The sequence below is a fragment of the Undibacterium sp. WLX3042 genome (genome assembly GCF_049544825.1).
Classification (GTDB): domain Bacteria; phylum Pseudomonadota; class Gammaproteobacteria; order Burkholderiales; family Burkholderiaceae_D; genus Undibacterium.
Map to the genome: position 1 here is coordinate 73,252 of NZ_CP186698.1, position 20,795 is coordinate 94,046.

Sequence of the window (20,795 nt, forward strand, 5' to 3'; positions counted from 1 at the left end):
GGGCTTTTTTCTTGTATTACTCAAAGAATTTTTTTACTTTGTCCATCCAGGTTTTGCTCTGAGGGCTGTGTTTTGCACCGCCCTCCACCGTCAGTTGCTCAAAATCTCTCAGCAATTGCTTTTGTTTTTCCGTCAGCTTGACCGGTGTTTCGATCACCACGTGGCAGAACAAATCTCCTGCATATCCTGAACGCACGCCTTTCACACCTTTGCTGCGCAAACGGAAAGTTTTGCCTGACTGCGTACCTTCAGGGATGGTGAATGAGGCTTTACCGCTTAATGTCGGCACTTCAATCTCACCACCGAGAGCCGCTTTCACGAAGGAAATCGGAATCTCGCAATGCAGGTCATCGCCCTCACGCTGGAATACAGGATGCTGCTTGATGTGTATTTCCACATACAAATCACCCGGAGGTCCGCCGTTGACGCCAGGTTCACCGTTACCCGATGAACGGATACGCATACCATCGTCTATCCCTGCAGGAATCTTGACTTCCAGCGTTTTATTGCGTTTGATGCGACCAACACCCGAACAGACAGTACATGGATCCGGAATCATTTTTCCGGTGCCATGACATTTAGGACAGGCTTGCTGAATACTGAACAAACCTTGCTGCATCCGTACCTGACCATGGCCGCCACAAGTAGTACACGTTACCGGTGACGTACCAGGTTTTGCACCCGAGCCGTGGCAAGTATCGCACTCATCCCAGCTAGGTACGCGTATCGTTGTATCAAACCCGTTAGCAGCCTGCTCGAGTGTGATTTCAAGGTTGTATCGCAAATCAGCACCGCGATACACCTGAGGACCCGCGCTACGACGACCACCGCCGAAAATATCACCGAAAATATCTCCAAACGCATCCGCAAAACCGCCTGCACCGCCGCCACCGCCGCCACCCATATTCGGATCAACACCGGCATGACCGTAACGGTCGTAGGCATCCCGTTTCTGGCTGTCGGAAAGCATCTCATAAGCCTCTTTGGCTTCTTTGAATTTCTCTTCGGCAGACTTGTTGTCCGGATTACGATCCGGATGGTACTTCATCGCCAGCTTGCGATAAGCCTTTTTAATTTCGTCTTCTGAAGCGTTTTTACCGACGCCGAGAATTTCATAAAAATCACGCTTCGCCATCTCTTGTTAACCTCTGTATTAAGCGCAAACGCCGGGCCAGCAACGCAAGCGCGAGCCACCCGGCGAGTGATGACGGGCAAGCCCGTCAGACTAGGGATTACTTATTGTCTTTTACTTCTTTGAAGTCAGCATCGACAACATCGTCATCTTTCGCTTTTGCATCAGCGTCCGCAGTACCACCCGCTGCACCTGCTGCGGCCTGCTGTGCCTGCATATCAGCATAGACTTTTTCGCCCAGTTTCTGAGCTGCAGTCGTCAAAGCACCAAGCTTGGTATCGATCTCAACTTTGTCACCGGTTTTCAACACATCTTCCAACTCTTTGATTGCAGCTTCGATTTTTTCTTTCTCACCTGCTTCCAGTTTGTCACCGTGTTCAGCCAGAGCTTTTTTGGTCGAGTGAACCAATGCATCACCCTGATTGCGGGACTCAGCCAGTTCTTTGACTTTCTTGTCTTCTTCCGCATTCAGTTCTGCGTCTTTCACCATTTTCTGAATTTCTTCTTCAGTCAGACCAGAGTTAGCCTTGATGGTGATCTTGTTTTCTTTACCGGTTGCTTTATCTTTCGCTGCGACATGCAAAATACCGTTCGCATCGATATCAAATGTGACTTCAATTTGTGGTGTGCCACGTGCTGCCGGTGGAATACCTTCCAGATTGAATTCACCCAGAGCTTTATTACCGGCAGCAATCTCGCGTTCACCCTGGAACACTTTGATCGTCACTGCTGGCTGGTTATCATCAGCGGTCGAAAACACCTGACTGAACTTAGTCGGGATCGTCGTGTTTTTCTGTATCATCTTCGTCATCACACCGCCCAGGGTTTCGATACCCAGAGACAATGGTGTCACGTCCAGCAACAACAGATCTTTACGATCACCGGACAATACTGAGCCCTGAATTGCTGCGCCGACTGCCACAGCTTCATCCGGATTCACGTCTTTACGTGGTTCTTTACCGAAGAATTCTTTAACCAGTTCCTGAACCTTAGGCATACGGGTCATACCGCCAACCAGAATGATGTCATCGATGTCAGATACTTTGACGCCGGCATCTTTAATCGCCAGACGGCAAGGTTCTATGGTTTTCTTGACCAGTTCTTCGACCAGCGCTTCCAGTTTGGCACGGGTGATTTTCAGGTTCAGATGCACCGGTGCGCCGTTGGCCATCGCAATGTATGGCTCGTTAATTTCAGTCTGCTGCGAGCTGGACAACTCAATTTTCGCACGTTCCGCAGACGCTTTAATACGTTGCAACGCGATAGGATCTTTAGACAAATCCAGACCGTTGATCGCTTTAAACTCAGTAATGATGTAGTCAATGATGCGTTGATCGAAATCCTCACCACCGAGGAAAGTATCACCGTTCGTCGACAATACTTCGAACTGCATCTCGCCATCAACGTCAGCGATTTCGATAATAGAAACGTCGAAAGTACCACCACCGAGGTCATACACTGCAATCTTACGATCGCCTTTTTCTTTTTTATCGAGACCAAACGCTAATGCCGCTGCAGTTGGTTCATTGATGATGCGTTTGACGTCCAGACCAGCAATACGGCCAGCGTCTTTCGTTGCCTGACGTTGCGCGTCATTGAAATAAGCGGGAACAGTAATGACAGCTTCAGTCACTTCTTCACCGAGGTAATCCTCAGCAGTTTTTTTCATTTTGCGCAGGACTTCAGCAGAAATCTGTGGTGGCGCCAGACGCTTGTCGCGAACAGAAACCCATGCATCGCCGTTATCTGCCTTAGAAATCGTATAAGGCATCAGGCTGATATCTTTTTGCACTTCTTTTTCGTCAAATTTACGACCGATCAGGCGCTTGACCGCAAACAGAGTGTTTTTCGGATTTGTCACTGCCTGGCGTTTTGCAGAGGCACCGACCAGAATTTCACCGTCTTCCTGATAAGCGATAATCGATGGTGTCGTGCGCGCACCTTCTGCATTTTCAATCACTTTTGGCTGACCGCCTTCCATGATCGCAACGCAAGAGTTGGTTGTACCCAAATCAATACCAATCATTTTTCCCATGATGCTTCCCTTAGAATGTAGATTTTATTTGTCAATGTTGGTGAGTCGGTCTCAATTCAGCAGCAAAACCAACTCGTCTGTTCCGGATATAAGGTAAAAAAACCGCATTTCAAGCGTTTTTTACGGTTTTTTTACGTTTTTCTCACTTTCCTTGTGCCACAGTCACCAGGGCCGGGCGCAGCAGACGGTCTGCAATCATGTAACCTTTTTGCAATACAGTGACGATCGTATTGGCATCCTGCTCTGCCGGAACCATGGAAACTGCCTGATGCCTGGTTGGATCAAGTTTTTCTGACTGTGCCGGATTCACTTCCAGCAAGCGATTTTTCTCGAATGCAGAATTTAATTGTTTCAGAGTAATTTCCACGCCTTCTTTTAAAGAGTCTATCGATGGCGTCTCCACTTTCAAGGCCATTTCCAGACTGTCTTTGACTGGAACCATCACTTCTGCAAAACCTTCAATCGCAAATTTATGCGCTTTGGCAATATCTTCCTGAGCACGGCGACGGATATTTTCACCTTCGGCTTTCGCGCGCATGAAAGCATCCTGCAATTCAGCAATCCGGGCCTCTAACTCAGCAATTTTCGCAGCAGCTTCGTTCGCCGGATCAATTTGTTGCTCCACCGCAGCGTCTGTCGCCGCAGCGGGCTCAGCTGCTGGCGCCGCCTCATTCACGTTATCAGCCTGTTGGTTTTCTTGTTCTTGCATCCTGTTTCTCCATTCAAATACACATTACATTTGTATATCAGGGTGATTTTGAATATTTCAAGGGATAGCTGGCGCGGTGATTCCTCCATCACCTGTCACAATTGCTCATGGTATAGAAAAGATCAAAAAGTCAATTTCAGCTGGCTGGTCAAACAAAGCCGACAATGTCTATACCAAGCCCCAAAAAACGCCACACAATAATTATCAAAAAAACACAAAAATAAATAATTGTTACCAAACTTACAGCATTAAATCATCACAAAATAGAACGACTCCTGCCTTATCTCAAGTAAAATCGCGGGTTGGGTATTAAATAAGCGGTTCAGACAGGGGTTAGTTATGATTTTCGTCACAGGCGGCGCTGGATTTATCGGCGCTAATTTTGTATTAAGTTGGCTGGCACAATCTGATGAGGCAGTGCTCAATTATGACAAACTGACTTATGCTGGCAATCTAAACAATCTTACAAGCTTACGTCACGATAACCGGCATATTTTTGTTCAGGGTGACATCTGCGACGGCGACAAACTGGCAGCCTTGTTTGCAGAACATAAGCCACGTGCGATCGTGCATTTTGCGGCAGAAAGCCATGTGGATCGATCAATTCACGGTCCGGCGGCCTTCGTCACAACCAATGTTAATGGCACGTTCAGCCTGTTAGAAGCTGCACGGGCTTACTGGAATTCACTCGAAGCTCAGGAAAAAAAGGACTTCCGGTTCCTGCATGTATCAACCGATGAAGTCTACGGAACGCTGGGCCCCGAAGATCCGCCATTCAGCGAAACAACCGCTTATGCGCCGAACAGCCCGTATTCCGCATCGAAAGCAGCGTCCGATCATCTGGTTCGGGCTTATCACCATACTTACGGCATGCCAGTCTTAACGACGAACTGCTCGAATAACTATGGCCCTTATCATTTCCCGGAAAAATTGATTCCGCTGATTATTACCAACGCCCGCGCAGGTAAAGACTTGCCTGTGTATGGCGACGGTCAGCAAGTGCGCGACTGGCTGTTTGTGACAGATCATTGTGCAGCAATCCGCCGCGTCCTCGAAGATGGACGCCTGGGCGAAACCTACAACGTCGGCGGCTGGAACGAGCAGACCAATCTCAGCGTCGTTCATACCATTTGCGATTTACTGGACGAATTACAACCTAAAGCACAAGGCAGTTACCGCGATCAGATCAAACACATCACTGACCGCCCGGGTCATGATCGCCGCTACGCTATTGATGCGCGCAAAATCGAACGTGAACTTGGCTGGAAACCAGCTGAAACGTTCACGACTGGCCTGCGCAAAACAGTGGAATGGTATCTCGCCAATGATGCATGGGTCGCGCAGGTACAATCCGGCGATTACATGAAATGGGTTGATCTGCAATACAGTAACAAGGAACAAGCATGAGTTTTACATCCAGTACCCGCAAAGGCATTATTCTGGCCGGCGGTTCCGGTACACGCCTTTATCCGGTCACACAGGCAATCTCCAAACAATTGCTGCCGGTATACGACAAACCAATGATTTATTACCCGCTGACATCGCTGATGCTGGCGGGTATCCGTGACATTCTGATTATCTCGACACCGCAAGATACGCCGCGTTTTTCTGAGTTGCTTGGCGACGGCTCACAATGGGGTATTAATCTGCAATATGCAGTACAACCATCACCTGATGGCCTGGCGCAGGCATTCATTATCGGTAAAGAATTTATCGGCAATTCACCTTCTGCGCTGATTCTGGGCGACAACATCTATTACGGTCACGATTTCGAACCGCAATTACGTAATGCCGATGCCAGAAATCAGGGTGCAACCGTGTTTGCTTACCATGTACATGATCCTGAACGTTATGGTGTAGTCGATTTTGATGCTAATAAACAAGCGCTCAGTATCGAGGAAAAACCAGCAAAGCCGAAGTCGAATTACGCTGTAACCGGCCTGTATTTTTATGATCAGCAAGTCTGTGACATCGCCGCCAATATCAAACCATCGCCACGTGGTGAACTTGAAATTACCGATGTCAATAACGTTTATCTGAAACAAGGCGAACTCAACGTCGAACTGATGGGACGTGGCATGGCATGGCTCGATACCGGCACCCACGAATCCTTGCTGGAAGCAGGTCAGTTTGTTGCGACGATAGAAAAGCGTCAGGGCTTGAAAGTCGCCTGCCCTGAAGAAATCGCCTTCCGCCGCAACTACATCAGCGCCGCGCAGCTCGAAACTCTGGCGCAGCCGCTGAAGAAAAATGAGTATGGCCGTTATCTGTTGCAACTCTTAGAAAAAAAGACGTTTTAAACCATGAAAGCTATTCCTACCAATCTGCCGGAAGTGATGATCATAGAACCGAAAGTATTCGGTGACGAACGTGGTTTTTTCTTCGAGAGCTTCAATGCAAAAAAATTTGCTGAACTGACCGGTGTCGATGTGGAATTTGTCCAGGACAACCATTCACTCTCCGCAAAAAATATCCTGCGCGGTCTGCACTATCAGATCAAACAGGCGCAGGGAAAACTGGTGCGCGTCGTCACCGGCGAAGTGTTTGATGTGGCTGTTGATATCCGCAAGAGCTCACCACGCTTCGGTCAGTGGACCGGTGTCGTTCTGTCCGCAGAAAATCAGCGTCAGTTCTGGATTCCGCCTGGCTTTGCACATGGCTTTGTTGTGCTCAGCGATAAAGCGGAATTCCTTTATAAAACTACGGATTACTGGGCGCCGGAATACGAACGCTCATTGCAATGGAATGATCCTGCAATTGGTATTGAATGGCCGATTCAGGGCGAACCGGTGATGTCTGCTAAAGATCAGCAAGGAAAACTGCTCGCTGATGCTGAGGTATTTGAATGAAAATTTTATTGACCGGCGTCACGGGACAGCTGGGCCATACTTTACAGCAGCAACTTAGTGCGCAGCATGAAGTGATCGCCCCTGATCGCAGCCAGCTTGATTTAAGCGATGCGGCAGCGATTACTGCGTATGTTGATGCAATACAGCCAGATCTGATTATCAATCCGGCTGCCTATACCGCAGTCGATAAAGCAGAGTCAGAAACTGAATTAGCAGAAGCGATCAATGTGACAGCGCCAGCGGCCTTTGCTGCGGCAGCAAAAAAGCACAATATTGGTCTGATTCACTATTCGACAGATTACGTCTTTGACGGCAGTCTGCGCGATGCCAACGCCGGTTTAAAAAGTTATACAGAAACAGAAGCCACCCATCCGCTGAATGTCTATGGCGCAACGAAACTGGCAGGAGAGCAAGCCATTATCGCCAGTGGCTGCCGCCACCTGATTTTCCGCACCAGCTGGGTTTATTCGCGCTTCGGCAAAAATTTCCTGCTGACGATGCTACGACTGGCAAATGAACGCGACGAACTGCGTATCGTCAACGATCAGTGGGGCGCGCCCACATCAGCTAAAGCCATCAGCGATGCCACTTGTCAGATTCTGGCGCAACTACTGGCCGCACCGGATAGCGCACTATGGTGGTCGCAATATCAGGGCTTATACAATCTGACAACCACCGGGCACACCAGCTGGTGTGGCTTTACCGAAGAAATTCTGCGTCAGGCGGCTAACCGTGGTTTGCTGAACAAGCCAGCACCCGTTGTGCATGGAATTCCAGCCAGCGAATACCCGACACCAGCAACCAGACCGGTCAATTCCTGTCTGAACACAGATAAAATCAGCCGTACTTTCGGATTGACGCTGCCATCGTGGCAAACGGCGTTGACGGATAGTCTGGCATAGATACTGGTAAGGAATAGTTCATCGCGAGCAAAGCGAATGCTGTTACTCTGAGTACAAAAACAGTATTCGCATAGGCCGCGCGTCGTGACAGCACAGTAACGCAGATGCCGCAAGCATATTCACACATACAAATATGAATGGAATCGTTCACTTATGATTCATGTTGCCATCATCAGTCATGGACATGAAGATCTGCTGATCTCAACCCGGCTGGGCGGATTACTCGGCCAGCATGACGATATCCATCTGTGGCTGAAAGATAATCTGCCATCCGCAAAGTTAAAAGATTACTGTCATCAGAACGGCGTCTCTTATACCGATGCCTCTGCTGGGATGGGTTTCGGTGCGAACAATAATTTTTTGTTCCGACAAATACAAAACAGTGTCGGTTTCCGCCCAGGTGATGTATTCATTGTTATGAATCCGGATATTTCCATCACACCGGATACGCTAAAACAACTGGTTAAAGAAATGCAGCGCGATCAGTTTCCGCTGGCAACCCTGAATTTGTTTAAAGATGCAAATCACCTCAGGACTGATGCGAATATCCGTTTGTTTCCGGATTTTCTGTCGCCATTGCGTATGGCCGTCGTACGCTCGCTGACACAAGCCTACGATAAAGAGAAAATCACAGCGCCGTTTCATGCAGACTGGGCTTCAGGTGCATTTTTAGCGTTCGATGCGCGCCATTACGAAGCGCTGCAGGGCTTCGATGATCGCTATTTTATGTATTTTGAAGACGTCGATCTTTGCTATCGTTCATATCTGATGTTGGGAAAAGGTGTGCGTTATTACCCGCAACTGCAGGCAATCCATTTTGCGGCACATAAAAACCGCAGTCTGTTGTCGCCCCACGCGAATTGGTTTATCCGCAGTTTCCTGAAGTTTTTATCGCGTAAATATTTTGTCTATCCACGTCGCACAAGTGGTGCACGCTGATATGGGGCAGCGCATCTTCATTACCGGTGCGAGTGGATTTGTCGGGCAGGCAGTCGCCAGATATTTTCTCTCACAAAATCGCCCACTGATTTGCCCAAGCCGTCAGCCACTCAGCTATCAATCACCGCTGATGGAAAATCCGCTGGTTCCGCAGCTGACACCAGATGTCGACTGGACTGTTCATTTGCATGAGGTTGACGCAGTCATACATTGCGCTGCCCGTGTGCATGTGATGCATGAGTCCGCGGCTGATCCGCTGGCCTTGTTCCGTCGCATCAACGTTGATGCGACGCTCGCGCTGGCAAGACAAGCGGCGGCGGCAGGTGTGCGTCAGTTCATTTTCATCAGTTCCGTCAAAGTCAACGGTGAGCTGACGCAGACGGGCAAACCGTTCAGCGAAAAAGATGCATCTCTTGCCGAAGACCCGTATGGTATGTCGAAGTGTGAAGCAGAAATTGCCCTGTTGCAGCTAGGTGAGCAAACCGGTATGGCGGTAACGATCATCCGGCCACCGCTGATCTATGGGCCAGGCGTGAAAGCGAATTTTTTAAGCATGCTGCGCTGGGTAAAAAAAGGCATACCGCTGCCGCTGGCAAGCACGAGAAACAAACGCAGTTTTGTTTATCTCGGCAATCTGATCAGTCTGATCGATACCTGTCTGCATCACCCGCATGCGGTGCAGGAAATTTTTCTGGTCTCCGACGATCAGGATTTATCGACCGCTGAATTATTGCAGGCGTGCGCCAAAGCCTTGCAGGTGCCATCGCGCTTGCTGCCGTGTCCACCGACTATACTTACGCTGGCAGCCACGCTGTTGGGGAAAAAAGCGGTTGCAGATCGCCTCTGTCTATCATTGCAAGTCGATATCACTAAAGCAAAAACCTTACTTGGCTGGACTCCGCCCTACACGGTGGAACAGGGGTTGGCCGCTACCGTGACACAATTAACTTAACACTATGTTGAAACGTTGCTTTGACCTGTTGCTCGCTGTATGTGCCTCGCTTATTTTGCTATTGCCCATACTGATCACCGCCTTGTGCGTGAAGCTGACTTCGCGCGGCCCTGCCGTTTACTGGTCGGATCGTGTTGGCAAGAATAATGTCATCTTCAAGATGCCGAAATTTCGCAGCATGCGCATAGACACGCCCGCAGTTGCCACGCACTTGTTGAGTAACCCGGATCAGTATCTGACGCCGATAGGTTCGTTTCTCAGAAAATCAAGTCTGGATGAATTGCCGCAACTGTGGAGTATCCTGAACGGCGATATGAGTTTCGTTGGCCCGCGCCCGGCGCTGTACAATCAGCATGATCTGATTGCCTTACGTACTGAAAAAAACGTCCACACCATTCCGCCCGGCTTAACGGGCTGGGCGCAGGTTAACGGTCGCGACGAACTACCGATTCCGGTGAAAGTCGAGCTCGATGCCTATTACCTGCAACACCAGTCATTTCTGCTGGATATGCGCATACTGCTGATGACTTTTTTCAAGGTTTTACGTCGCGACGGCATCACGCATTAGGACTACGCTCATGCTGCAAACATTACTCCATCTACCCCGCCTGCAGAAGCAAATCATGGCCGCTGCGCTTGATGCGCTGTGTCTGCCGCTGATCTTCATCCTGGCGATATGGTTGCGTTACGATGGCTTTAACGCCGAGTTGTTCCGGCATTATTTCTGGCTGATCTGTTCTATCCCTTTTGTCTCTGTGCCGATTTTTATTCGTATCGGTCTGTATCGTGCTGTCATTCGTTTTATCGATCAGAAAATTATCAGCGTGATCTTTATCGGAGCCAGCACATCCGTTCTGCTGCTGGCCTTCATCGGCGTGATGCTGCATATCATGCCGATTTCGCGCGCGATCTTCGGCTTTTTCTGGGCCGGTTCTATCCTCTATCTGAGTGCTAGCCGCTTTCTTGCGCGCAGCTGGTTTCTGCGCGCCGATATGGCAGACAACGTGATTCATGTCTGCATTTACGGCGCAGGAAAAGCCGGGGCGCAACTCGCTACGGCATTGCGGGCTGGCGGTGAACATATCTGCGTCGCGTTTATTGATGACAACGAAAAAAAACATCGCTCAACGATCGCTGGTATACAGATTTACAGCCCGGCAGAAATTGATGCGCTGGTCGGTAAACTCGGTATCAAGCAGATTCTGCTGGCGATACCCTCGGCCAGTAAAACCCGGCAAAAACAGATATTGAATCAGCTCGAACATCTGAAGCTGAAAATTAAAGTCACGCCTTCCATACAAAGTCTGGTTAACGGCGAACTGCGGGTGCAGGATGTGCGCGATGTTGAAATCGAAGATTTGTTGGGTCGTGATCAGGTTGAACCGGACAGCCGCTTACTGAGTATCTGCATCACCGGCAAACATGTGTTGGTCACTGGTGCAGGCGGCTCTATTGGTTCCGAACTATGCCGACAGATTCTGCGTCAGCGCCCAAAAAAACTGGTGTTACTGGAAATGTCCGAATACGCTTTATATGCGATCGAACATGAATTGCTGTCGCTGCGCGCACAGCTCAATCTTGATGTCGAGATACTGCCGTTTCTCGGCACGGTGCTTGATGCTGCCAAGCTCGACAGAATTTTTGCCGCCTGCCGCATTGATACGCTGTACCACGCTGCGGCTTACAAACATGTGCCGCTGGTTGAGCACAATCCGGTCGAAGGCATACGGAATAATGTGTTCGGCACGCTGGCGGTCGCGCAAGCGGCGATCAGAGCGAAAGTAGCTAATTTCGTGCTGATTTCAACCGACAAAGCGGTGCGCCCGACAAACGTCATGGGCACCAGCAAACGGCTCGCGGAATTAATTTTGCAGGCGTTTTCGCATGGCCAGCACAGCACGCGTTTTTGTATGGTGCGCTTTGGTAATGTGCTGGGCTCGTCAGGCTCAGTCGTGCCGCTGTTTCGCAAACAGATCATGGCAGGTGGCCCGATCACGTTGACGCATCCTGACATCACGCGCTATTTCATGACCATTCCGGAAGCGGCGCAACTGGTATTGCAGGCAGGAGCCATGGGCGAAGGCGGCGACGTCTTTGTGCTGGATATGGGCGAACCGGTGCGCATTATCGATCTGGCGCGCCGCATGGTGCATCTGAGCGGGCTGGAAGTGAAATCAGAAACAACGCCGCAGGGAACGATAGAGATACAGCACGTCGGCCTGCGTCCCGGTGAAAAACTGTACGAAGAATTGCTGATCGGTGACAACGTTGAAGGTACCAGCCACCCGCTGATTATGCGCGCGCAGGAAAATGAAATTCCCTGGGAGCAATTAAGTCTGGCGCTGACTGCGCTTGAGCAAGCCTGTACTGCATTTGACTATGAACAAATACGTACGCTGTTGTTAAAAACGGTGGCAGAATACCAGCCGCAATGCGGTATCGAAGATCTGATCTGGCAAGCATCCCATGTCAATTCAGGCAGCATGACCGACGTAAAAGTTCTGCATTAAATAGCTATTTACAATTCCCATCATCACTTCATTTTGATCAGCAAGGTTGCTATGTCTCTACTTTCCCCCAGTATTTTCAAGGCTTATGATATTCGCGGCATTATCGGCAAAACGCTTGACGCTGATGTTGCCTACCTGATTGGTCAGGCCTTCGGCAGCGCCGCCGTTGCCAAAGGTGAAAAAACCGTCGTGATTGGCCGTGATGGTCGCTTGTCCGGCCCCGATCTGATCACCGCACTCGCCAAAGGTTTGCAAGCGACCGGCGTCGATGTGATCGACCTCGGCGTGGTCGTCACACCGATGGTGTATTTCGGCACCAATGTGCTGGGTGCGACATCCGGCATCATGGTGACCGGCAGCCATAATCCACCGGATTACAATGGTTTCAAAATGGTACTCGCCGGGGAAGCGATTTATGGCGATGCGATTCTGGCTCTGTATCAGACCATACTGAAAAAAGAATTTGCTCAGGGCAGCGGCAGCTACCGTACCCACGATATCCGAGCGGCCTATCTTGAGCGCATTGTCAGCGACGTTAAACTGGCACGCCCGATCAAAATCGCCGTCGATTGCGGTAACGGTGTGGCCGGTGCGTTTGCGGCCGATCTGTATCGCGGCATGGGTTGCGAAGTGATCGAATTATTCTGCGAAGTCGATGGCACATTCCCGAATCATCATCCTGATCCTGCGCACGCTGAAAATCTGCAGGATTTAATTCATTGCCTGCAAACGACCGATGCAGAAATCGGTCTGGCCTTTGATGGCGACGGTGACCGCCTCGGCGTTGTGACGAAAGACGGTCAGATCATTTACCCTGATCGCCAGCTGATGCTGTTTGCCGAAGATGTGCTGACCCGCAATCCCGGCGCGCAGATTCTGTACGACGTGAAATGCACGCGCCATATCGCACCGTGGGTCAAAGCACGCGGCGGTGTACCGCTGATGTGGAAAACAGGGCATTCGCTGGTGAAAGCAAAATTGCGTGAAACCGGCTCACCGCTCGGCGGCGAAATGAGCGGGCATATTTTCTTCAAAGACCGCTGGTATGGTTTTGATGATGGCATGTATGCAGGCGCGCGTTTACTGGAAATTCTGAGCCGCGTTAAGGACATGACCGCAACCCTGAATGACTTGCCACAATCAGCGTCAACGCCAGAGCTACAACTGAAATTAGCGGAAGGCGAGAATTTCACACTCATCGCCGCAATGCAGGCGAATGCCAGTTTCCCGGGTTCCGATGAAATCATCACGATTGATGGTTTGCGGGTTGAATATCCGGACGGTTTTGGTCTGGCACGCTCTTCGAATACGACACCGGTGATCGTGATGCGTTTTGAAGCGGAAACACCCGCCGCGCTGGCTCGCATACAGGCGGCAATGAAGCAGGCAGTGCTCGCAGTCAAACCTGACGCTGCGCTGCCGTTTTAAAGCGCTTACTGCTTCACTGCTCTGAGCATGAGCAGTGAAGGGAAAAAAGACCGCCAACATGCCTCAAATATACTCCCCCCAGTATTTTCTACAGCCCAATGTTGATAAGGACATCAAGGCAGAAATACTAAAAATGGGGGGGAGTATATGAAAAAGGCGCCAAATTCCAAGACCTGGCGACGCTGTTCTTTGTTTAATCTGCCCCTGTTTTTGTGACTGACAATTCCGTGAAAATTCTGCTGGTCCGTGTTTCTTCCCTTGGCGATGTGCTGCATAACATGCCGGTTGTTGATGATCTGCTGCGCCATTTTCCCGGTGCGCAAATCGACTGGGTAGTGGAAGAAGCCTATGTGAATCTGGTGCGTCTGCATCCCGGTGTGCGGCACATCATTCCCTTCGCCTTACGACGCTGGCGCAAGAGTCTGCGCTCGACCGCGACCCGCGCAGAAATCGCGAGCTTTTACCGCCAGTTACGGCATGACGCCTACGATCTGATTCTCGACACACAAGGTCTGCTGAAAACCGGCCTCATCATGGGCATGGCACGCAAGACCCCGAATGGCAAAAAAGTTGGTCTGGCGAATGGTACCGAGGGTTCAGGCTACGAAGGTATTTCGCGACTATTTCATGATCTCAGCGTACCGGTTGACAAGCGCACGCATGCCGTTTTGCGCGGTCGCCTGGTCGCGGCCGCTGCGGCTGGCTATGTTGTCGACACGCCAGCCAGTTTCGGTTTGCGTGTGCCAACCGGCGACACCAGCTGGAAACCGGCGACACCTTACGTGGTCTTTTTCCACGGTACTGCCGGTGCGGCAAAAAAATGGGCGCGGGACAACTGGATAGCAATTGCCGCGTATCTGCGCCAGTATGATTTGACTATCCTGCTGCCGTGGGGTAGCCCGGGCGAAAAAGCTGAAGCAGTAGCGATGGCGGCAGCAATGCCGAATGCCACAGTGTTACCGGCGCTCTCCATGCAAGACGCCACCATCCTGGCGCAATCCGCCGCACTCGCGATCGGTGTCGATACAGGCCTGACGCATATCGCAGCCGCTTACGAGACGCCGACCATAGAAATTTACTGCGCTTCACCAAAATGGAAAACCGAAGGAAACTGGTCACCGAAGATCATCAACCTCGGTGATAATGGCGTACCGCCCGCCGTCGCTGAAGTCGAACAGGCAATACAGCAGTTACTATAACAACGCAGCCGCTGTCAGCACCTCCGGCAATTTCAACTGAAAAGAATATCACCGCATGCAAGCCGCTCCCTCATCGCCTACTCCCAAAGTCAGCGTCGTTATCGTCAACTGGAATGGCGGTGCTTTGCTGCAACGCTGCGTCACCGATCTGTGCGCGCAAAGTTATCAACCGCATGAAATCATCGTGGTGGACAATGCCAGCAGCGACGGCTCCGGTCATGCAATCGAACAGGCATTTCCGCAGGTCAAAGTGATACATGCGGGCAGCAATCTCGGGTTTGCGGCAGGAAATAATCTCGCCGTCAAACTGGCAGCGCCCGACAGCGAATGGATCGCTTTGCTGAATCCGGATGCGTTTCCTGAACCGGACTGGCTCAAAGCCCTGGTGGATGCAGCCGTTGCGCAGCCGGAATTTGCGATCTTCGGCAGCCGTCTGATGGATGCCAACACAGGCACCCTGCTCGACGGCGTCGGCGACGCGTATCACGTCAGCGGGCTGGTCTGGCGCGAAGCGCATGGCCAGCCATTGCAGCCATCATTTTTAGAACGCCGGGAAATTTTCTCGACCTGCGCCGCCGCCGGTTTGTACCGGCGCGATGTGTTCGACGCGATTGGCGGTTTTGATGAAGATTACTTTTGTTATGTCGAGGATATCGATCTCGGCTTTCGCTACCAGTTGCTCGGTCATCGCTGTTTGTATGTGCCGGAGTCGGTTGCCAATCATGTCGGCTCGGCGTTGACAGGTAAACGCAGCGATTTCTCTGTGTATTACGGCCACCGCAATCTGGTCTGGACTTTCGTTAAAAACATGCCCGGCATCCTGTTCTGGCTTTGCCTGCCTTTGCATGTATTACTGAATCTGATCACGGTCGCCTACTTCATCAAAGTTGGTCAGGGCAAGGTCATTCTGCGCGCCAAGCGTGATGCCTTGTACGGCTTGCCGGACACCTGGCGCAAACGCCGCACGATACAGTCGCAACGGGTCACCAGCATCAGCCATATCTGGCGCTTGCTGAACAAGAAACTCAGCCGCCGTGCGACTTAGGGTATAGTCCTGCTTCTTCAGATTTCTGCATTATTTTCTTTTTTACCACATGACTATCCGCAAGAGCCTCGACGGCAACGCCATCGGCCTGATGTTACTGCTCTGCCTGTGCTGGGGTTTACAACAAGTGGCGGTCAAAATGGCTGCGCATGCCATCAGTTCCACGCTACAACTCGGCTTGCGCTCAGGCATTGCCGCCGTGTTAGTACTCGCTTTAATTTCGCTCAGAAAAATTCCATTCGCGCTGACGGGGCCGCATCTGCGCCCGGGTTTGCTGGCGGGCCTGCTGTTCGCTGGCGAATTTCTGGCGGTCTCGTTCGGACTCAATTTCACCACGGCATCGCACATGTCGGTGTTCTTATACACCGCGCCCATCTTCACGGTACTCGCCCTGCACTGGCTGATTCCGGCAGAGCGCCTGCAGGCACGGCAATGGCTGGGGATACTGATGGCCTTTGGTGGCGTCGCGATTGCGTTTTCCGGCGCGTTTGGCAATAACCCGCGCGCCATGCATGACATGCTGATCGGCGACAGTTTCGGTATTCTGGCGGCATTGTTGTGGGCATCAACGACAGTAGTGATACGTAAATCGAGCTTATCTGAAGCTGAACCGACGACCACGCTGTTTTATCAGCTCGCCGGTGCAGCGATTGCCTTAACTGCCATTGCCTATGCGCAGGGCGATAATGTGTTTGCAGCGTGGGACCAAGCCGCCTGGATCAGTATGTTGTTTCAAAGTGTGGTGGTGGCTTTTGCCAGTTATCTGGCGTGGTTCTGGCTGATGCGTCGCTATCTGGCATCGCGCCTGTCTGCGTTTTCGTTTCTGACACCGCTGTTCGGTGTCGCGGCGGGCGTCGTGCTGATGAATGATGTCGTCAGCCCGCGCTTTGCGATTGGCGCCGTGATGGTACTCAGTGGTATCGTGCTGGTGAATTTCAGAAAAAACTAATCCATGCGCCTTCTTTATTCTTTCATCTGGGGTTTATCGCTGCCCTTTGCTGTCTTCCGTCTCTGGTGGCGTGGTCGTCGCGAGCCGGGTTACCGCCAGCACATCGCCGAACGCCTGGGATTTTTTCCTGCTTACGCCGCCCAACAACAACCGACGATCTGGGTACATGCCGTGTCGGCAGGTGAAACACGCGCTGCAGAACCTTTGATACGGGCATTGCTGGAAGCCTATCCGCAGCATCATCTGTTACTGACGCACATGACCGCGACTGGGCGTGAAACCGGCGGCAAGCTGTTTGCCGATGTATCGTCGCGGCTGACGCAGGCATTTTTGCCGTATGACATTAACTGGATGATGCGCCGTTTTCTGCGGCATTATTCTCCGCGCCTGTGCATCCTGATAGAAACAGAAGTCTGGCCGAATCTGATCGCGCAATGCAAAGAATTGCAGGTGCCGGTCACGCTGGTGAATGCGCGCTTATCCGCAAAATCGCTGAACAAAGCACGCCGTTTGTCCGCCCTGATGTTGCCAGCGGCACACGCAATCAGCGCGGTTGCAGCGCAGTCGAATCCGGATGCGGAACGTCTGGCTGAACTGGGCATCAGCCAACCGCAAGTCACAGGAAATATGAAATTTGATGTCTCGCCGCCTGCGCTGATGGCAGAACGCGGCATCGCTTTACGCCGCAGTTTTGGCGAGCGTCAGGTCATCCTGTGCGCCAGTACCCGCGACGGTGAAGAAGAACTGATCCTCGCCGCGTTTCAGGAACAATATCCCTTGCTGCATGAGAAACCCTTGCTGATCATCACGCCGCGCCATCCGCAACGTTTTGATCAGGTCGCGGGCATGCTGGAAGCACGTGGCATCGCGTATGTCCGCCGCTCCGCGCTCGATCACGCGACAATTGCACCGATTTCTGGCGATGTACAGGTATTGCTGGGCGACACCATGGGCGAAATGTATATGTACTATGCCGCTGCTGATGTCGCCTTCGTCGGCGGAAGTCTGGTGCCGCTGGGCGGACATAATCTGATCGAAGCCTGCGCCATGGGCAAAGCCGTGCTGACAGGTCTGCATACCTTTAATTTTTCTGAAATCACCGATCAGGCTATTGCAGCCGGTGCTGCTTTGCGGGTTGATGGCGCGCGGAGTATGCTACGCGAAGCGCTTGCCCTACTTGGCGACGATAAAAAACGCCAAACTATGGGACAACATGCACATGCGTTTTTTTTACAGCATCAGGGCGCAACCGCCCGCACCATGGCGACTCTTGCTCCCTTCCTGATCTGAACCTGAGAATTTCATGGTCTTTCCGGCATAGCAACTACTTACCCGCAAAAATTGCGAAGCAAGTAAGAAGCGATGCCAAAAATGATGAACCGGCGGGGATTTTGTCTGCCTTGATACCCGTCAAGGCAAATCAGGCCCCGCCCCATATACTGAAGCGCTGCCCATCGTTAGGGTGCTGGCTTTAGTCAATTATTTGTAATCTTCACTGAGAAATTAAGCTGATAATGAATGCGAACGTACAACTCCCGGGAATCACTGACATGGCGCCACAGGAAATCTCTCTCGATGTTTTATTAGAAAAATACGCGAAGGGCGAAGAAGCCACTATTCATGATGTGCAGGCACGCGTCGCCAAGGCACTCGCCAGCGTTGAACAAGCAGACGTGCAGGCCTATTACGAAGAAAAATTCTTATGGGCACAAAAAAACGGTTTTGTTCCTGCGGGTCGTATTAATTCCGCAGCCGGTATGGATTTACATGCGACGCTGATTAACTGTTTCGTGCAACCGGTCGGTGATTCGGTGTCCAGCCCGACCGATGGCAAGCCCGGTATTTACGCGGCACTGGCGGACGCGGCTGAAACCATGCGGCGCGGCGGCGGTGTCGGCTACGATTTTTCCAGTATCCGCCCTAAAGATGCGCTGGTGCGCGGTACACGTTCGCGCGCGTCCGGCCCGGTGTCTTTCATGCAGGTATTTAATGCATCATGCTCGACCGTCGAATCTGCCGGCGCACGGCGTGGTGCGCAAATGGGCGTGCTGCGCGGCGATCATCCCGATATTCTGGAATTTATCCGCTCCAAAGACGAAGGCGGCCTGACCAACTTTAATATCTCCATCGGTGTCACCGATGAGTTCATGCAAGCCGTGGCTGACGACACGGATTTCTGTCTCGTGCACAAAGCTGAGCCGAGCGAAGACCGCAAAGCGGCAGGCGCGTATCAGCGTGAGGATGGACTGTGGGTCTATGAAACACTGCGCGCCCGCGACCTGTGGGAAGTCGTCATGAAATCGACTTACGACCATGCTGAGCCAGGCATTCTGTTCCTGTCACGCATGAATACAGAAAACAATCTGTATTACTGTGAAAAAATCGAAGCGACCAATCCTTGCGCCGAACAGCCTTTGCCGGATTACGGCTGCTGCTGCCTCGGCTCTATCAATCTGACACGCTTCGTCAAAAATCCATTTTCGCTCGGCAGCAGCTTTGATTTTGATGCATTTAAATCCGTCATCACAGTGGCGACCCGTATGCTCGACAATGTGCTCGACGCCACCGCGTGGCCACTGGATCTGCAAAAAGCCGAAGCGATGTCGAAACGCCGCGTCGGCCTTGGCTTTCTCGGCATCGGCAGCACACTGGTGATGCTGGGCATACGCTACGATTCTGATGAAGGCCGCGAATTCGCCCGTCAGGTATCTGAAGTTCTGCGCGATACGGCGTACCTCGCCTCCGCCGAACTGGCAAAAGAAAAAGGCGCTTTCCCCTTGTTCGACAGCCAGAAATATCTGGCAGGCCAATTTGCACAACGTTTGCCGAAAGCAGTTCGTAAAGCCATAGAAAAAAATGGTCTGCGCAATTCTCACCTGCTGTCGATTGCACCAACCGGGACCATCACACTGGCTTTTGCAGACAATGCGTCGAACGGTATCGAACCCGCATTTTCATGGGTTTATAACCGTAAAAAACGCATGGCCGCTGGCGACGCACGTATCTATGAAGTCGCGGATCACGCCTGGCGTTTATACCGCGCGATGGGTCACGATGTGTCCGACGACAGCAAATTGCCGCATCAGTTCGTCACTGCGCTGAATATGTCGGCCAGCGACCACATGAAAATGCTGCAGGTCGTACAGCCTTATATCGATTCGGCAATTTCAAAAACAGTTAACGTCCCGGCCGATTATCCTTACGAAGACTTCCAGAATCTGTACATGGACGCATGGCGTGCCGGACTCAAAGGTCTGGCAACCTACCGGCCAAACAGCATACTCGGCAGCGTTTTATCAGTCGCCAGCACCACACCGGAAACGGAAACTGCTACCGCGCTGACGCGTCAGCAGCAGGACGAAGATTTGCTGCGTAAGCAATTTGAAGGTCGTCCTTTCGGCGATCTGGAATCGATCACGTCGAAAGTGCAGTACACCACCTACGAAGGCAAAAAAACCGTTTACCTGACCGTCAGCTTTATACACGTGCAAGGTATGGTTGGTGGCGAACAGATCACGATAGAACGTCCGTTTGAATTCTTCATGCCTGCCGGTCAGAAAAACGACGGTCAGCAATGGATTTCAGCCAGCATGCGTCTGCTGTCAATGGCGGCGCGCTCGGGTAGTTCCATCGCTAAAGCATTGGCTGATATGCGTGAAGTGGTGTGGGATAAGGGAACCGTACGCTGCGGCATGCTGACTAAAGACGACGGCTCGCAAGCGCCGCTGTTCCACGAATCCGAAGTGGCTGCCATCGGCTACTCATTGCAACGCATGCTGATGAAGCGCGGCTTTCTGGACGCCTCCGGCAATCAGATTCCAGTGCATGTGCTGGCGGAAAAATTCAAATCCCGCCTGCACCAGTACAGCGCCAATGATCTGACTTATACCGCAGAATCCGCACCGGTATCGTATATCCCCAGCGGTAAAAAATGCCCGGATTGCGGCGCGTATGCCTTGCAAAAAGTAGATGGGTGCAGCCGTTGTGTGTCGTGCGGCTACGTCGGCGCTTGCGGCTGACCATCAACGCCTTAGCTTAAATTTAGCCCACCGTTTGGTGGGCTTTTTATTTGCATCCTGATGTTCAGCATCGTCATATCTTGCCGCTTAGAAAATATTACTGACCTGAATCAAGATTATCCGGACC

17 protein-coding genes are annotated in these 20,795 nt (G+C 51.6%); 14 read left to right on the forward strand and 3 right to left on the reverse strand.

Translation table 11 applies throughout. The features are described from left to right. Positions 1 to 16: 16 nt before the first annotated feature. The 3 genes from dnaJ to grpE form a co-directional block, all read right to left on the reverse strand. Positions 17 to 1,135: a molecular chaperone DnaJ gene (gene dnaJ, locus ACPAOP_RS00375; RefSeq protein ID WP_423708894.1), complete on the reverse strand. Its 1,119-nt coding sequence runs from the start codon at positions 1,133 to 1,135 to the stop codon at positions 17 to 19. A 97-nt stretch (positions 1,136 to 1,232) separates the two neighbouring features. After that, positions 1,233 to 3,167: a molecular chaperone DnaK gene (dnaK, locus tag ACPAOP_RS00380; RefSeq protein WP_423680909.1), complete on the reverse strand. Its 1,935-nt coding sequence runs from the start codon at positions 3,165 to 3,167 to the stop codon at positions 1,233 to 1,235. 142 nt (positions 3,168 to 3,309) lie between these two features. Then, on the reverse strand, positions 3,310 to 3,876 hold the full coding sequence (gene grpE / locus ACPAOP_RS00385; RefSeq protein ID WP_423680908.1) for a nucleotide exchange factor GrpE: 567 nt from the start codon (positions 3,874 to 3,876) through the stop codon (positions 3,310 to 3,312). Positions 3,877 to 4,215: 339 nt separating this feature from the next. Between grpE and rfbB the strand changes: the two genes are divergently transcribed. The 14 genes from rfbB to ACPAOP_RS00455 all read left to right on the forward strand — a co-directional run bounded on the left by rfbB (position 4,216) and on the right by ACPAOP_RS00455 (position 20,668). Next, positions 4,216 to 5,283 carry a dTDP-glucose 4,6-dehydratase gene (gene rfbB / locus ACPAOP_RS00390; RefSeq protein WP_423708895.1) on the forward strand — a complete coding sequence of 356 codons (1,068 nt, stop codon included), beginning with the start codon at positions 4,216 to 4,218 and terminating at the stop codon, positions 5,281 to 5,283. Beyond that, positions 5,280 to 6,176: a glucose-1-phosphate thymidylyltransferase RfbA gene (gene rfbA, locus ACPAOP_RS00395; RefSeq protein ID WP_423708896.1), complete on the forward strand. Its 897-nt coding sequence runs from the start codon at positions 5,280 to 5,282 to the stop codon at positions 6,174 to 6,176. The genes rfbB and rfbA overlap by 4 nt, the downstream gene beginning before the upstream one ends. 3 nt (positions 6,177 to 6,179) lie before the next feature. Continuing rightward, positions 6,180 to 6,725 (forward strand): dTDP-4-dehydrorhamnose 3,5-epimerase, encoded by a 546-nt coding sequence (gene rfbC / locus ACPAOP_RS00400; RefSeq protein WP_423708897.1) that lies wholly within the window; start codon positions 6,180 to 6,182, stop codon positions 6,723 to 6,725. Then, positions 6,722 to 7,627, forward strand: a complete 906-nt coding sequence (rfbD, locus tag ACPAOP_RS00405) for a dTDP-4-dehydrorhamnose reductase (protein WP_423708898.1) — start codon at positions 6,722 to 6,724, stop codon at positions 7,625 to 7,627. The genes rfbC and rfbD overlap by 4 nt, the downstream gene beginning before the upstream one ends. A 153-nt stretch (positions 7,628 to 7,780) precedes the next feature. After that, positions 7,781 to 8,566, forward strand: coding sequence for a hypothetical protein (locus ACPAOP_RS00410; protein ID WP_423708899.1), 786 nt, complete (start codon positions 7,781 to 7,783; stop codon positions 8,564 to 8,566). After that, positions 8,532 to 9,518 (forward strand): UDP-glucose 4-epimerase family protein, encoded by a 987-nt coding sequence (locus ACPAOP_RS00415; RefSeq protein WP_423708900.1) that lies wholly within the window; start codon positions 8,532 to 8,534, stop codon positions 9,516 to 9,518. The genes ACPAOP_RS00410 and ACPAOP_RS00415 overlap by 35 nt, the downstream gene beginning before the upstream one ends. Before the next feature lie 7 nt (positions 9,519 to 9,525). Continuing rightward, a complete protein-coding gene (locus tag ACPAOP_RS00420; protein WP_423710044.1) occupies positions 9,526 to 10,086 on the forward strand; it encodes a sugar transferase in 561 nt (186 codons plus the stop codon). Between the two features lie 55 nt (positions 10,087 to 10,141). After that, positions 10,142 to 12,028 (forward strand): polysaccharide biosynthesis protein, encoded by a 1,887-nt coding sequence (locus tag ACPAOP_RS00425; protein WP_423708901.1) that lies wholly within the window; start codon positions 10,142 to 10,144, stop codon positions 12,026 to 12,028. A gap of 51 nt (positions 12,029 to 12,079) precedes the next feature. Then, positions 12,080 to 13,456, forward strand: coding sequence for a phosphomannomutase/phosphoglucomutase (locus ACPAOP_RS00430; RefSeq protein ID WP_423708902.1), 1,377 nt, complete (start codon positions 12,080 to 12,082; stop codon positions 13,454 to 13,456). A gap of 212 nt (positions 13,457 to 13,668) precedes the next feature. Then, entirely contained in the window at positions 13,669 to 14,655 is a 987-nt protein-coding gene (waaC, locus tag ACPAOP_RS00435; RefSeq protein ID WP_423708903.1) for a lipopolysaccharide heptosyltransferase I, read from the forward strand. A 55-nt stretch (positions 14,656 to 14,710) separates the two neighbouring features. Continuing rightward, positions 14,711 to 15,700 carry a glycosyltransferase family 2 protein gene (locus ACPAOP_RS00440; protein ID WP_423708904.1) on the forward strand — a complete coding sequence of 330 codons (990 nt, stop codon included), beginning with the start codon at positions 14,711 to 14,713 and terminating at the stop codon, positions 15,698 to 15,700. A 49-nt stretch (positions 15,701 to 15,749) separates the two neighbouring features. Beyond that, positions 15,750 to 16,649: a DMT family transporter gene (locus ACPAOP_RS00445; RefSeq protein ID WP_423708905.1), complete on the forward strand. Its 900-nt coding sequence runs from the start codon at positions 15,750 to 15,752 to the stop codon at positions 16,647 to 16,649. Positions 16,650 to 16,652: 3 nt separating this feature from the next. Beyond that, on the forward strand, positions 16,653 to 17,939 hold the full coding sequence (waaA, locus tag ACPAOP_RS00450; protein WP_423708906.1) for a lipid IV(A) 3-deoxy-D-manno-octulosonic acid transferase: 1,287 nt from the start codon (positions 16,653 to 16,655) through the stop codon (positions 17,937 to 17,939). Positions 17,940 to 18,163: 224 nt separating this feature from the next. After that, complete coding sequence (locus ACPAOP_RS00455) at positions 18,164 to 20,668, forward strand: adenosylcobalamin-dependent ribonucleoside-diphosphate reductase (RefSeq protein ID WP_423708907.1); 2,505 nt, start codon at positions 18,164 to 18,166, stop codon at positions 20,666 to 20,668. Positions 20,669 to 20,795: the final 127 nt, after the last annotated feature.